11 protein-coding genes are annotated in these 13310 nt (G+C 70.9%); 10 read left to right on the top strand and 1 reads right to left on the bottom strand.

The features are described 5' to 3' along the window. The first annotated feature begins 10 nt into the window (after positions 1 to 10). The 10 genes from AB0B91_RS20480 to clpB all read left to right on the top strand — a co-directional run bounded on the left by AB0B91_RS20480 (position 11) and on the right by clpB (position 12360). On the top strand, positions 11 to 724 hold the full coding sequence (locus AB0B91_RS20480) for an amino acid ABC transporter permease (RefSeq protein ID WP_358321580.1): 714 nt from the start codon (positions 11 to 13) through the stop codon (positions 722 to 724). Then, a complete protein-coding gene (locus tag AB0B91_RS20475) occupies positions 721 to 1461 on the top strand; it encodes an amino acid ABC transporter ATP-binding protein (protein ID WP_358321577.1) in 741 nt (246 codons plus the stop codon). Before AB0B91_RS20480 ends, AB0B91_RS20475 begins: the two co-directional genes overlap by 4 nt. Further along, a complete protein-coding gene (locus AB0B91_RS20470; protein WP_358321574.1) occupies positions 1458 to 2741 on the top strand; it encodes an FAD-dependent oxidoreductase in 1284 nt (427 codons plus the stop codon). The genes AB0B91_RS20475 and AB0B91_RS20470 overlap by 4 nt, the downstream gene beginning before the upstream one ends. Before the next feature lie 113 nt (positions 2742 to 2854). After that, positions 2855 to 5449, top strand: coding sequence for an AAA family ATPase (locus tag AB0B91_RS20465; protein ID WP_358321571.1), 2595 nt, complete (start codon positions 2855 to 2857; stop codon positions 5447 to 5449). Positions 5450 to 5539: 90 nt separating this feature from the next. Then, the gene (locus tag AB0B91_RS20460) at positions 5540 to 6016 is read left to right on the top strand and encodes a general stress protein (RefSeq protein ID WP_358321569.1); all 477 of its coding nucleotides are present in this window, start codon (positions 5540 to 5542) and stop codon (positions 6014 to 6016) included. Between the two features lie 12 nt (positions 6017 to 6028). Then, the gene (dnaK, locus tag AB0B91_RS20455) at positions 6029 to 7927 is read left to right on the top strand and encodes a molecular chaperone DnaK (protein WP_358321566.1); all 1899 of its coding nucleotides are present in this window, start codon (positions 6029 to 6031) and stop codon (positions 7925 to 7927) included. A 1-nt stretch (position 7928) separates the two neighbouring features. Beyond that, positions 7929 to 8453 (top strand): nucleotide exchange factor GrpE, encoded by a 525-nt coding sequence (locus tag AB0B91_RS20450; RefSeq protein ID WP_358321563.1) that lies wholly within the window; start codon positions 7929 to 7931, stop codon positions 8451 to 8453. Continuing rightward, positions 8453 to 9388, top strand: coding sequence for a DnaJ C-terminal domain-containing protein (locus AB0B91_RS20445; protein WP_358321560.1), 936 nt, complete (start codon positions 8453 to 8455; stop codon positions 9386 to 9388). Before AB0B91_RS20450 ends, AB0B91_RS20445 begins: the two co-directional genes overlap by 1 nt. Continuing rightward, positions 9385 to 9678: a chaperone modulator CbpM gene (locus AB0B91_RS20440; RefSeq protein WP_358321557.1), complete on the top strand. Its 294-nt coding sequence runs from the start codon at positions 9385 to 9387 to the stop codon at positions 9676 to 9678. The genes AB0B91_RS20445 and AB0B91_RS20440 overlap by 4 nt, the downstream gene beginning before the upstream one ends. Positions 9679 to 9744: 66 nt before the next feature. Beyond that, entirely contained in the window at positions 9745 to 12360 is a 2616-nt protein-coding gene (gene clpB, locus AB0B91_RS20435; RefSeq protein ID WP_358321555.1) for an ATP-dependent chaperone ClpB, read from the top strand. 3 nt (positions 12361 to 12363) lie between these two features. Here the strand turns inward: clpB and ppk2 are convergent, their stop codons facing one another. Then, on the bottom strand, positions 12364 to 13260 hold the full coding sequence (gene ppk2 / locus AB0B91_RS20430) for a polyphosphate kinase 2 (RefSeq protein WP_358321552.1): 897 nt from the start codon (positions 13258 to 13260) through the stop codon (positions 12364 to 12366). Positions 13261 to 13310 lie beyond the last annotated feature (50 nt).

Here is a 13310-nt window from a genome sequence, read left to right as displayed (position 1 = left end):
GAGGCGCGACGTGTTCAAGGTTCCCTGGTCCGACTACACCGACGCGCTCCTGCAAGGGCTGTTGCGCACCGTGGAGTACGCGGCGCTGGGCTTCGCGGGAGCGGTCGTGCTCGGGCTGCTCCTCGCGCTCATGCGGCTGAGCGGGTCGCGCCTGGTGCGGTTGCCCGCCTCGATCTACACCGAGGTGTTCAAGAACATCCCGTTGCTGGCGATCATCTTCGTCACCTACTTCGGGCTGACCTCGATCGGCGTGCGGTTGGGCGCGATCGAGGCGGGCGCGCTCAGCCTGGTGGTCTTCTACGCCGCCTACCTGTCGGAGATCTTCCGGTCCGCGCTCGCCGGGGTGGACGGCGGCCAGCGGGAGAGCGCCCAGGCTCTGGGCATGAGCCCGCTCGGCACGTTCACCCACGTGATCTTCCCGCAGGCGCTCAGGCTCGCCCTGCCCGGCACCAACACCATGCTGGTGGACCTGCTGAAGTCCACCTCGCTGCTGGTGACGATCTCGGCGGCCGAGCTCATGACCCAGGCGCAGCTCATCACGTCGGACACGTTCAGGGCGCTGGAGGTCTACCTCGTCATCGCGGCGATCTACTTCGCGCTCTGCTATCCGCTGTCGCAGGCGCTGCTCTGGCTGGAACGGCGGGTCAGGGCGGGCTCGCCGCTGCTCATGGGCAGGCGGCGCCGCCTGCGCAAGGCCCGCGCACTGCTGGGAGAGGGTTCATGACACCGCTCGTGAGAATCGACGGGCTGATCAAGTCCTTCGACGGCCGCCGGGTGCTCGACGACGTCGGCCTGGAGGTGCGGCCGGGCGACATCGTGAGCATCCTGGGCCAGAGCGGCGGCGGCAAGAGCACGCTGCTGCGCTGCGTCAACCTGCTGGAACGACCGGACGCGGGCATCATCGAGCTGGCCGGCGAGCGGATCCACCCGGCGGCCGGCGACCTGGCGAGGCTGCGCCAGCGCGTCGGCATGGTCTTCCAGCGCTTCCATCTCTTCCCGCACCTGACGGCCGTGGAGAACGTGGTGCTCGCGCAGATGAAGGCGGCCGGCATCGGCGAGGACGAGGCGGTGGCGACGGCCGTACACCTGCTGCGCAGGGTGGGACTGGCGCACCGCGCGCTGGCCTTCCCCGGGCAGATGTCCGGCGGCGAGCAGCAGCGGGTCGCCATCGCCAGGGCGCTCGCGCTCAAGCCCGCGGTGCTGCTGTTCGACGAGCCCACCTCGGCCCTCGACCCCGAGTCGACCGGCGAGGTGCTGCGCGTCATGCGCACCCTCGCCGACGACGGCATGACCATGCTGATCGTCACGCACGAGGTGCCCTTCGCCAGGGAGATCTCCGACTGGGTGGCCTTCCTCGACCGGGGCCGCATCGTGGAGGAGGGGCCGCCGCAGAAGGTGCTCGACGACCCTCGGGAGGCACGGACGAGAGCCTTCCTCACGTCCTACGGGCCGGCACGGTGAGCGCGCCGCCCGTGGTCGTGATCGGCGGCGGCGCGGTCGGCCTCTGCACCGCCTTCTACCTGCGCCGGCAGGGCATGGAGGCGCACGTCGTCGACCGGGGTCCCGTCGGTGGCGGCTCCTCGCGCGGCAACGCGGGCTGGGTCTGCCTGAGCCACTCCGCGCCGGTGCCCGCGCCCGGCGTCGTCCGGTACGCCGTCAGCTCGCTCGGCCGACCTGACTCTCCGTTGTACGTACGGCCACAGGCGACGCTGGCGTTCGCCCGCTGGCTGCTGATGTTCCGGCGCAGCAGCACCAGACAGGCGTTCGAGCGGGGGTACGCTGCCGTCGCCCGCTTCGCCGAGCCCGCCTTCGACCGCTACGGCGAGCTGGCGGCGGCCGGGGTCGACACGACCCTGACCCGGCCCGGCCTGGTACACGCGTTCACCTCGATGGAGGAGGCCACGCGCTTCCACCGCACCCAGCGCGCCATGACGTGGGCCGGGTACGACGTGCCCGCCGACATCCTCACCGGCAGGGACCTGCTGGACCTCGATCCCGCGCTCGGCGGCAAGGTCACGGCGGGCTACCGCGTGCGCGGGGAGGGCGTGCTCGACCCGACGGCCTTCGTCGAGTCGCTCGCCGGCCACCTGCGCAAGGCCGGGGTGCGCATCACCGAGCACACGGCCGTGCGGGGGTTCCGCGTGCGCGGCGGTCAGGTGGCCGCGCTGCGCCTGCCCGAGGGCGATCTCGACTGCTCCGCCGTGGTGGTGGCCGCCGGGTCCTGGTCGGCGGATCTGCTGCGCGGCCTGGGCATGCGGATGCCGCTGCAGGCGGGCAAGGGCTACAGCTTCTCGGTCGACCTCGACCCCGCCCCCGAGCACCCCATGTACCTCGGGGACAAGCACGTCGCGGTCTCGCCCATCGCGGGGAGCACCCGCATCGCCGGGACGATGGAGCTCAGCGGCAACAACCGGCGCCTCGACTGGCGGCGCGTGGTGGCCATCGCCCGTGCCAGCCGCGACTACCTCGGCCCGTGGTACGACACCCCCGACGACCTGATGGCGCTCATCCGCGACCCCTGGGTGGGCGGGCGGCCCATGCTCCCCGACGGGCTGCCCGTGCTCGACCGGGTTCCCGGCACTCCCAACGCCTACGCGGCCACCGGGCACGGGATGCTCGGCATCACCCTCGCCCCGGCGAGCGGCCGGGCGATGGCCGACTACGTCGTCACCGGCCGCCGCCCGGCCGGGCTCGCAGCCTTCCGCGCCGACCGTCCACCCCTCCGCACCGCCCGGCGATAGCGAACGCGCCGCACCCCCCAGACCGCACTCCTCGGACTGCGGTCCGAAAGATCTCCCCCGGCATGAGGTTCATGGGTCTCTGCCCGGAAAGCCATGCATTCAGGGGATATGAGATGTGGGAGCGCGAACGGGAATGGCGTCACGTCGACAGCCTGCTGTGCACGGTCGAAGGAGGCGCGGGCGGGACCCTGCTGGTGGACGGCGAGCCCGGAGCCGGGCGGACGCGCCTGCTCGCCGAAGCCGCCGCCGCCGCGGCCGGACGCCACCTCACCGTGGTCCGCGGCAGCCCGGAGGACATGGGCGAGCTGATCCCGTGCGGCATGCTGTTCCAGGCGCTCGATCTGCGCTTCGAGCCGGCGGCCGGCGATGATGCCGGCGCCTCGCGCACCCGGACCCTCGAACGGCTGAGGGCGGGCTTCGAGGAACGGGCCACCCGGCCGACGCTGGCCGTGCTCGACGATCTGCACGGGGCCGATCCGATGACGCTCATGGTGCTGCGCGCCCTCCACCACGTGCTCGCACCCCGGCCCATCGGCTGGCTGCTCAGCCGCTCGACCGTCCTGGAGCACGGCCGGGCCGCTTTCCTGTTCGACCTCCTGGAGCGGGAAGGCGCCGCCCGGGTCGAACTCGAGCCGCTCTCCCCGCAGGCGGCCGCCGGGCTGATGACGGAGGCGCTCGGGGTGCCGCCCGACCCGGGGACGCTGGCCTGGGTGGTGGGCGCCGCCGGCGGCAATCCGCTGCTGATCAACGAACTGCTCGCGGGACTCCGGGACGAAGGGCTGCTGGGAGCGTTGATCGACGGTGCCGGCCTGCCGCACGCGCATGTTCCCCACCGGCTGCGGATGGTCGTGCGGCGCTGGACCGACACCCTCAGCACCGGCGCCAGGAACCTGGTGGAGACCGTCGCCGTTCTCGGCCGCTCGTTCTCGCCGGAACAGGCCGCGTCCCTGCTGGGCATCACCCCTGCCGCGTTGCTTCCCCTGGTCGAGGAGTCCATGGCGGCGGGCATCCTGACCGCCGACGCGCACGGCCTCACCTTCCGCCACGAGCTGGTCAGGCTCGTGATCGCCACGCGGATCCCGCGGCCGGTACGGCACGCGCTACTGGACCAGTTCGGCGTCCGCACGCGGACCCAACCGGCCCGGCCACCGGCCGGCGCCGGCCTCGGCCACGTCGTGGCCCTCCTGGACGCGGCGATCGCCGAGGGCCGGCTGCAGGAGGCCGAGCAACTGGTCAAGGAGAGCCTCGCCGACAGCGAGTCGGTGAACGGCGTGGTGGAACTGCGTGGCGTTCTCTCCGACATCCTGTATCTGACCGGCCGGATCGAGGAGGCCCTCCGGGAGGCCGAGACGGTGCTGGCCGTACCGGACCTGCCCGGCCAGGTACGCGATCGGGCGATCCTGGTACGGCTGTACGCCCTGGCACACCGGCCGGATGCCGGGAACTCGGTGCGGGCGTACGCGCACGAGGTCATGGAAGGGGCCGCCCGGCACGGTCCGGGGGCCACGGTCGCGGCCCTGGTCGCGCTCGCGGTGACCGAGTGGGACGAGGGGCGGCTGTCCACCGCGCTGGCGTTCGCCGAGGACGCTCGCCGGCTGGCCGGCACGGACGAGTCAGGAGTGCATCGCTACGACGCGCTGCTCGTCTCCGCCGCGCTGCTCATGGACATTCACCGCCTCGACGAGGCGCTGGCGATCCTCCGGGAGGCTCGGGCGGACATGTCCGCCCACGGCCATCTGGCCTGGCTCGCGGACGTCTCCGCGCTGGAGGCCCGGGCCGAGCTCGCCGCGGGCCGGTTCGACAACGCCGTCACCGAGGCGGAGCGAGCCCTTGACCTGGCCACCGCCCTGGGCACACCGCTGTCCGTCATGGGGGCCAACGCCGTCCTGGCCACCGTCGCGCTGCGGCGCGGCGACCTGCGGGCGGCGACCCGGTACGTCATGGAGGGGGCCGGTGGCCCACTTGACGGGCAGACACGGCACGCCCTGCTGACCGCGCAGGTCGCGGAGGTCCGCGACGGCCCGCTGAGCGCGATGACGCTGCTCGCGGGACTTCCCGGCCCACGCGCGCGGCAGCGTTCGATGCTCACCATGGAGCCCTCGGCGGGCGCGTGGATGGTCCGTATCGCGCTGGCCACGGACGACCGCCCGGCGGCCGAGGCCGTCGTGGCCACCGCGGAGGCGCTCAGCCGGGCCAATCCGGAGTTCGCCCTGCTGGTCGCCTCGGCCGCGCACGCCCGGGGCCTGCTCGACGGTGACGGCGACTCCCTCGCCCGGGCCGCCGAGCAGACGGACGACGCATGGGCTCGGGCCTCGGCCGCGGAGGATCTCGGCGTGCTGCTCGTCGCGGCCGGTCGGCACGACGACGCGGCCGGCCACCTGGATCGCGCGCTCGCGATCTACCAGGACCTCGGATCCGCCAGGGACTCGGCGCGCGTGCGCCGGAGGCTGCGCGGCATGGGCGTACGCCACCGCCACTGGAGCTACGCCCAACGGCCGGTCACCGGTTGGGAGAGCCTCACCGAGACCGAGCGCAACATCTCGCTGCTCGTCGCCGACGGATGGACGAACCGGCAGATCGCCGAGCAGAGCTTCATCAGCGTGCACACGGTGGCCTTCCATCTGCGGCACGTCTACCGCAAGCTGCAGATCAACTCCCGCGTCGAGCTCGCCCGTCTCGTGATGACGCAGGGAGGGGCGGAAACCTGATGACTACACGTCTGGGGGATGTGGCGCGCGGACACGCGGTGGAGCCTCGGAAGCGTACGCAGAGGTATCGCGCCTGAACAAGGAGGAGCCGTGTCTCTAGCACCACATGGTCCCATCACGGCGAACCGGGTGCCGGTCGCCAGTTACCCGACATATCAAGAGGCCGAGAAGGCCGTCGACTTCCTGTCCGACCATGGATTCCACGTACAGGGAACCCTGATCGTCGGCGTGGGTCTGCGCTCCGTGGAGCAAGTGGTCTCGCGCATGACCTACCTGCGCGCGATCGGGCTGGGCGCCGCGTCCGGCGCCTGGTTCGGCGTGCTCATCGGCCTGTTCCTGGGGATCTTCTCGCCCAGGATGACCATCGCCGTGGTGCTGTGGGGGCTGATCTGGGGAGCGATCGCCGGTGCGATCTACGGCTTGATCTCGCACTCGGTACACGGCGGACGGCGGGACTTCGTCTCGGAGAGCGGTCTGGTCGCCGACAAGTACGAGGTCCTCGTCGAGTCCGAACTTGTGCCCAGAGCCCAGGAACTTCTCGGACAGATCGGAAAATCAACGGGCTAGGGGGAGCTCGCCATGGCGAAAGCAGTCGGCATCGATCTCGGTACGACCAACTCGGTGATCGCCGCCACGGAGGACGGCGTTCCCACGGTGATTCCCAACGCGGAGGGCTCCCGGACGACGCCGTCGGTGGTCGCGTTCACCGACCAGGGCGAGCGACTGGTGGGCCTGCTGGCCCGCCGGCAGGCCATCCTCAACCCGAAAGGGACGATCTACTCCGCCAAGCGCTTCATCGGCCGCCGCTACAACGAGGTCGAGAGCGAGCTCCACGCGGTCTCCTTCGACGTGGTGGAGGGGCCCGACGGAGCCGTACGCTTCCAGGTCGGCGACAAACAGTACGCTCCGGAGGAGGTCTCGGCCCTCGTGCTGAGAAAGCTCGCCGCCGACGCGGCGAAGTACCTCGGCGAGAAGGTGACCGAGGCCGTCATCACCGTCCCGGCCTACTTCAACGACGCCCAGCGCCAGGCGACCAAGGACGCGGGGCGCATCGCGGGGCTGGAGGTCCTGCGGATCATCAACGAGCCGACCGCCGCCGCGCTGGCCTACGGGCTGGACAAGAAGGCCAACGAGACCGTGCTGGTCTTCGACCTGGGCGGCGGCACCTTCGACGTCAGCGTCCTGGACATCGGTGACGGGGTCGTCGAGGTACGTTCGACCTCCGGCGACGGACACCTGGGCGGCGACGACTTCGACCGGCGCATCGTCGACTACCTGGCCGACGAGTTCCAGAAGGAGCAGGGCATCGACCTGCGCAAGGATCCGCAGGCCCTGCAGCGGCTCTTCGAAGCGGCGGAGAAGGCCAAGGTGGAGCTCTCCTCGGTGACCCAGACCACGATCAGCCTGCCGTTCATCACGGCGGACGCCTCGGGGCCCAAGCACCTCAACACCACGCTCATGCGCTCCACGTTCGACCAGATCACCGCCGACCTGGTGGAGCGTTGCGTTCACCCGGTCGAGCAGGCGATGGAGGACGCCAAGCTCAGGCCCGCCGACATCGACGAGGTGATCCTCGTCGGCGGGTCGACCCGGATCCCCGCCGTGCAGAACCTGGTGCGCAGGCTCACCGGCGGCAAGGACCCCAACATGACGGTGAACCCGGACGAGGTCGTGGCCATCGGCGCGGCGATCCAGGCGGGCATCCTCAAGGGTGAGGTCGAGGACGTCGTGCTGCTCGACGTCACGCCTCTCTCGCTGGGCGTCGAGACGCTCGGCGGCGTCATGACGAAGGTCATCGAGCGCAACACGACGATCCCGGCCCGCAGGACCGAGACGTTCAGCACGGCCGACGACAACCAGGGCGCCGTCGACATCGTGATCCTGCAGGGGGAGCGCGAGCGGGCGGCCGACAACCGGGTGCTCGGGCGCTTCCGGCTGGAGAACATCCGGCCCGCGCCGCGGGGAGAGCCGCAGATCGAGGTCACCTTCGACATCGACGCCAACGGCATACTCAACGTCACCGCGCGTGACAAGGACACCGGCGCCGAGCAGCGGATCACCATCAGCGAGAGCTCCAACCTGGACAAGCAGGAGATCGAGCGCATGGTCGCCGACGCCGAGCGCAACCGCGGCGAGGACGCCAGGATCCGGGAGACGATCGACGCGCGCAACGAGCTGGACTCGATCGCCTACCAGGTGGAACGCCGTCTCCAGGAGCTCGGCGACGCCGTCCCCGTACACGAGAAGGCGCGTGGGGAGCAGCTCGTCCAGGAGGCTCGGCAGGCGATCAAGGAGGAGGTGCCGACCGATCGGTTGCGGTCGCTCGGCGGCGAACTCCAGCAGGTCTTCCACGGGCTCGCGGCCACCAGCCGGCAGGAGGGCCGGCCCGGCGTGCCACCACAGGGAAGGACGGAGGGCGCCGCCGGTGGTGACGAGGACGTGATCGACGCCGAGTTCACCACGTCCGACTCGGAGTGACATGAACGGCCGCGAAGACAGGACGGACGAGGCCGAGGCGCCGGGCGCGCCCGCGGATGCGGTGGCGGACGCGCCCGAGGAGACCGACGCCAAGCTCGCGGAGCTGGAGGACCGGTGGCTGCGTTCGGTCGCCGAGCTGGACAACGTGCGCAAACGCATCGCCCGGGACACCGAACGGCTGCGGGCCGAGGAGCGCGACAGGGTGGCGGCCGAGTGGCTGCCCGTCCTGGACAACCTGGAGCTCGCGCTGGGCCACGCGGCCGGTCAGGAAGGAGACGCGCGCGCGATAGTCGAAGGCGTACGGGCCGTGCGGGACCAGGCTCTCGCGGTGCTGTCCCGCCTGGGCTACGCCCGCCACGACGAGACCGGCGTGCCGTTCGATCCCGTTCACCACGAGGCGGTGGCCACCGTCGAACGGGACGACGTCGCGCCGGGCACCGTCGTGCAGGTGGTCCGTCCGGGCTACGGCGACGATCTGCGGCAGCTCCGGCCCGCGGTCGTGGTCGTCGCGAAGAAGGCGGAGTGATGGCGGCCCGGCGGGACTTCTACGAAGTGCTCGGCGTCGACAGGAAGGCCGACCAGGACGAGATCCAGCGGGCCTATCGCAAACTCGTCCGCGCCCACCATCCCGACGTCAACAAGGATCCCGGCGCGGAGGACCGGTTCAAGGAGATCTCGGAGGCGTACTCCGTACTCTCCGACCCCGGCACGCGCCGCCGCTACGACGCGTTCGGGCATGATTTCCGCCAGGTGCCGCCCGACGTGGACCCCGCGCAGTGGGCGCGGGCCAGGTCCGGCGGCGGGGCACGCGCGGGCCGGGGCGTCCATCCGGGGACCCAGGACTTCGGGTTCGGCACCGAGGAGGGCATCGACCTCGAGGACCTGCTCGGCGGCATGTTCGGCGGCCGCGGCAGGCGGGGCTGGGGGCCCGTGCCCGGCGCCGACCAGGAGGCGGAGCTGACGCTCACCGTCGAGGAGGCCTACCAGGGCGGGCGTCGTACGATCACGCTGCCCGGCGGCCGGCGGCTGGACGTCACGATCCCCCCGGGGGTCACGAACGGGCAGCGCATCAGGCTCGCTGGCCAAGGCGGGCACGGAAGCGAGGGCGCGAAACGCGGCGACCTCTACCTCATCGCGCGGATCGCCGAGCATCCCCGCTACCGCGTGGAGGGCCGCGACATCCACGCCGTCCTGCCGCTCGCCCCTTGGGAGGCCGCGCTGGGCGCCACGGTCGCCATCGACACGCCGGGCGGCGAGGCGAAGCTCAAGGTGCCGCCGGCCTCCTCGACCGGCCGCCGCCTGAGGCTGCGCGGGCGGGGCATGCCCAGCCCGCGCGGCGGCCCTGGCGACTTCTTCGCCGAAGTGCGGATCATGGTGCCGGCCCGGCTCACCGATGAAGAGCGGCGCCTGTTCGAGCAGCTCGCCGCCGTCTCGGCCTTCGACCCGAGGGGGAGTTCATGACCTACGCACTCGTACGGCCGGTGCTGCTGGACCTGAACTCCTTCGCGCACACGACCGGGCTGCACCCGGAGGCCGTCCGCCGGCTCGTGGCGCTGGGCCTGCTCGAACCGGTCAGGGACGCCAAGGGGGAGCTGTGCTTCCCGCCCGCCCAGGTGGCCTTGGCGGCCAGGATCCAGCGGCTGCACACGGGCCTGTCGCTCAACTACGCCGCCATCGGCCTGGTGATCGACCTCCTCGACCGGATCGAGGAACTGGAGACGACCCTGCGGAGCCTGTCCACACGACACTAAGGGGACGACATTGAGGAGACGACATTGAGGAGACGACATTGAGGAGACGACATTGAGGAGAGTGGAGTGGACCCGAACCGGATGACCCAGAAATCGCAGGAGGCCCTGCACGACGCCCAGACCAAGGCCCTGCGTCACGGGCACACCGAGGTCGACGCCGAGCACCTCCTGCTGGCCCTGCTCGAACAGCCGGAGGGGCTCGCGCCCCGGCTGATGGAGATGGCCGGGGCCGACCCGAAGAGCCTGCGCGCCGACCTGGAGGCGGACCTGTCCCATCGGCCCAAGGTCAGTGGGCCGGGCACCACACCCGGCCAGGTCTTCGTCACCCAGCGGCTGTCCCGGCTGCTCGACACCGCCGACCGGGAGGCGAAGCGACTCAAGGACGAGTACGTCTCCGTCGAGCACCTGCTGTTGGCCCTGATCGAGGAGGGCAGCGCGACCCCGGCGGGACGGCTGCTGCACGGCCAGGGACTGACCCGGGACCGCTTCCTCCAGGCACTCACCGCCGTCCGAGGCAACCAGCGGGTCACCTCGGCCATGCCCGAGGCGGCTTACGAGGCGCTGGAGAAGTACGGGCGCGACCTGGTGGCCGAAGCCCGCGCGGACAAACTCGACCCGGTGGTCGGCCGCGACACCGAGATCCGCCGCGTGATCCAGATCCTCTCCCGCAAGACCAAGAACAACCCCGTCCTGATCGGTGACCCCGGGGTCGGCAAGACGGCCATCGTCGAGGGCCTCGCCCAGCGGATCGCCCACGGCGACGTCCCCGAGGGGCTGCGCGACAAGACCGTCTTCAGCCTGGACATGGGCTCGCTCGTGGCCGGCGCCAAGTACCGAGGGGAGTTCGAGGAACGCCTCAAGGCGGTGCTGAACGAGGTGAAGAGCGCGGAGGGCCGGATCATCCTGTTCGTCGACGAGCTCCACACGGTGGTCGGCGCCGGGGCGGCCGAAGGCGCCATGGACGCCGGCAACATGCTCAAGCCGATGCTCGCGCGCGGCGAGCTGCACATGATCGGCGCGACCACGATCGAGGAGTACCGCCAGCACATCGAGAAGGACGCGGCCCTGGAGCGGCGCTTCCAGCCCGTCCTCGTCGAAGAGCCCTCCGTCGAGGACGCCATCTCGATCCTGCGCGGGCTGCGCGAGCGGCTGGAGATCTTCCACGGCGTGAAGATCCAGGACAGCGCGCTCGTCGCCGCGGTGAAGCTCAGCCACCGCTACATCGCCGACCGGTTCCTGCCGGACAAGGCCATCGACCTGGTCGACGAGGCGTGCGCGATGCTCCGTACCGAGATCGACTCCATGCCCGCCGAGCTCGACGAGCTGACCCGGCGGGTGATGCGGCTGGAGATCGAGGAGGCCGCGCTGGCCAAGGAGGAGGATCCCGCGAGCCAGGCCCGCCTCGCCGATCTCCGCAAAGAGCTGGCCGACCTGCGCGCCCAGGCCGGCGCCACCCGGGCGCAGTGGGAGGCCGAGCGTTCGGCCCTGCGCAAGGTGCAGGGCCTGCGGCAGGAACTGGAGACCGTACGCCGGGAGGCGGAGCAGGCCGAACGCGACTACGACCTCAACCGCGCCGCCGAACTCCGCCACGGCAGGCTCCCCGAACTGGAACGCCGGCTCCGTGCCGAGGAGGAACGGCTGGGCAGCCGGCAGAGCGGGCACCGCCTGCTGCGCGAGGTCGTGACCGAGGAGGAGATCGCCTCCATCGTCTCGCGCTGGACCGGCATCCCCGTGAGCCGGCTGCAGGAAGCCGAGCGTGACAAGCTGCTCAGGCTGGACGAGATCCTGCACGAGCGGGTCATCGGCCAGGAGGAGGCGGTGCGGCTCGTCGCCGACGCCGTCATCCGCGCCCGATCCGGCATCAAGGACCCCCGGCGCCCCATCGGATCCTTCCTCTTCCTCGGGCCGACCGGAGTCGGCAAGACCGAGCTGGCCAAGTCGCTCGCGGCCGCGCTGTTCGACACCGAGGACAACATGATCCGCATCGACATGAGCGAGTACCAGGAGCGCCACACGGTCAGCCGCCTGGTCGGCGCGCCTCCTGGCTACATCGGCTACGAGGAGGGCGGCCAGCTGACGGAGGCGGTGCGCCGCAAGCCGTACTCGGTGGTGCTGTTCGACGAGATCGAGAAGGCGCACGCGGACGTGTTCAACACGCTGCTCCAGGTCCTCGACGACGGGCGGCTGACCGACGCGCAGGGCCGCACGGTCGACTTCCGCAACACCGTGGTCATCATGACCTCGAACATCGGCTCGCAGTACCTGCTCGACGGGGTCACCTCCGACGGCGAGATCAAGCCCGAGGCGCGCGAGCGGGTGATAGGGGAGCTGCGCCGGCACTTCCGGCCGGAGTTCCTCAACAGGATCGACGACATCGTGCTGTTCAAGCCGCTGACCGAGGCCGAGATCGAACAGATCGTCGAGCTGATGTTCGATGACATCCGGCAGCGGCTGGCCGAGCGGCGTCTCACCCTGGAGGTCACCGCCGAGGCGCGGCGGCTCATCGCCAACCAGGGGTACGACCCGGTCTACGGCGCCCGGCCGCTACGCCGCTTCATCGCCCGCGAGGTCGAGACCCGGATCGGGCGCGCCCTGCTCAGCGGCGACGTCCCCGAAGGCTCGACCATCACGGTCGACGTCGACAAGGGCGAGCTGAACGTCACCTTCCACGGAGCGGGGTGACGCCTACGTTCCCGCGGTGTGGTCCTCGTCGTAGATGTCGGAGGCCGATCTGACGATGAGCGGGTCCGGGGCGCCGACCACCTCGTGGTCCTTGTTGTCGTAGTCGAACAGGTTCAGCACGTGGCGCATCGCCTCCAGGCGGCCCCGCTTCTTGTCGTTGCTCTTGATGACCGTCCACGGCGCCTCGCGGATGTCGGTGTTGAGGAACATCTCCTCCTTGGCGCTGGTGTAGTCGTCCCACCGATCCAGCGAGGCCAGATCCATCGGCGACAGCTTCCACTGCCGCACCGGATCCACCTGCCTGATGATGAAGCGGGTACGCTGCTCCGACCGCGTCACCGAGAACCACAGCTTGACCAGGTGGATGCCGTCGCGTACCAGGGCCCGCTCGAACTGCGGCACCTGCACCATGAACTCCCGGCACTCGGCCTCGGTGCAGAACCCCATCACCCGTTCGACCCCGGCCCGGTTGTACCAGGACCGGTCGAACAGCACGATCTCCCCGGCGGACGGCAGGTGGGCGATGTAGCGCTGGAGGTACCACTGGGTGCGTTCGCGCTCGGACGGCTTCTCCAGCGCGACCACGGTGGCCCCGCGTGGGTTGAGGTGCTCCATGAACCGCTTGATCGTGCCGCCTTTGCCCGCCGCGTCACGCCCCTCGAACAGGACCACCAGGCGCTGGCCGGTGTCCTTGACCCAGTACTGCAGTTTCAGCAGCTCGATCTGCAGCAGCCGCTTGTCGTGGTCGTAGTCCTCCCGCGGCATCCGCTCGGGGTAGGGGTAGTGCTCGCGCCAGGTGTCGACCCGGCTGCCGTCCGGCCGCAGCAGCACCGGATCGTCGTCGTCGCTGTCGTCCACCAGCAGGCCGGGGGTGGAGTCCAGCAGAGAAACCCGCTCCATGACACCCGACTTGCCCAAATTTCGCCCGGCGATGCCGTTTTCGAATGACG

It is taken from the genome of Nonomuraea sp. NPDC049141, from assembly GCF_040648415.1.
Classification (GTDB): Bacteria; Actinomycetota; Actinomycetes; order Streptosporangiales; family Streptosporangiaceae; genus Nonomuraea.
The sequence above is the reverse complement of the archived record's forward strand: the minus strand, read 5'-3'. Positions and strand labels throughout refer to the sequence as shown.

Excerpts from the sequence above, each read along its gene's own strand:
- AB0B91_RS20465 (WP_358321571.1), top strand. The coding sequence starts at position 2,855 with ATGTGGGAGCGCGAACGGGAATGGCGTCACGTCGACAGCCTGCTGTGC.
- AB0B91_RS20445 (WP_358321560.1), top strand. The coding sequence starts at position 8,453 with ATGGCGGCCCGGCGGGACTTCTACGAAGTGCTCGGCGTCGACAGGAAG.
- dnaK (WP_358321566.1), top strand. The coding sequence starts at position 6,029 with ATGGCGAAAGCAGTCGGCATCGATCTCGGTACGACCAACTCGGTGATC.
- ppk2 (WP_358321552.1), bottom strand. The coding sequence starts at position 13,260 with ATGGAGCGGGTTTCTCTGCTGGACTCCACCCCCGGCCTGCTGGTGGAC.
- AB0B91_RS20475 (WP_358321577.1), top strand. The coding sequence starts at position 721 with ATGACACCGCTCGTGAGAATCGACGGGCTGATCAAGTCCTTCGACGGC.
- AB0B91_RS20440 (WP_358321557.1), top strand. The coding sequence starts at position 9,385 with ATGACCTACGCACTCGTACGGCCGGTGCTGCTGGACCTGAACTCCTTC.
- AB0B91_RS20450 (WP_358321563.1), top strand. The coding sequence starts at position 7,929 with ATGAACGGCCGCGAAGACAGGACGGACGAGGCCGAGGCGCCGGGCGCG.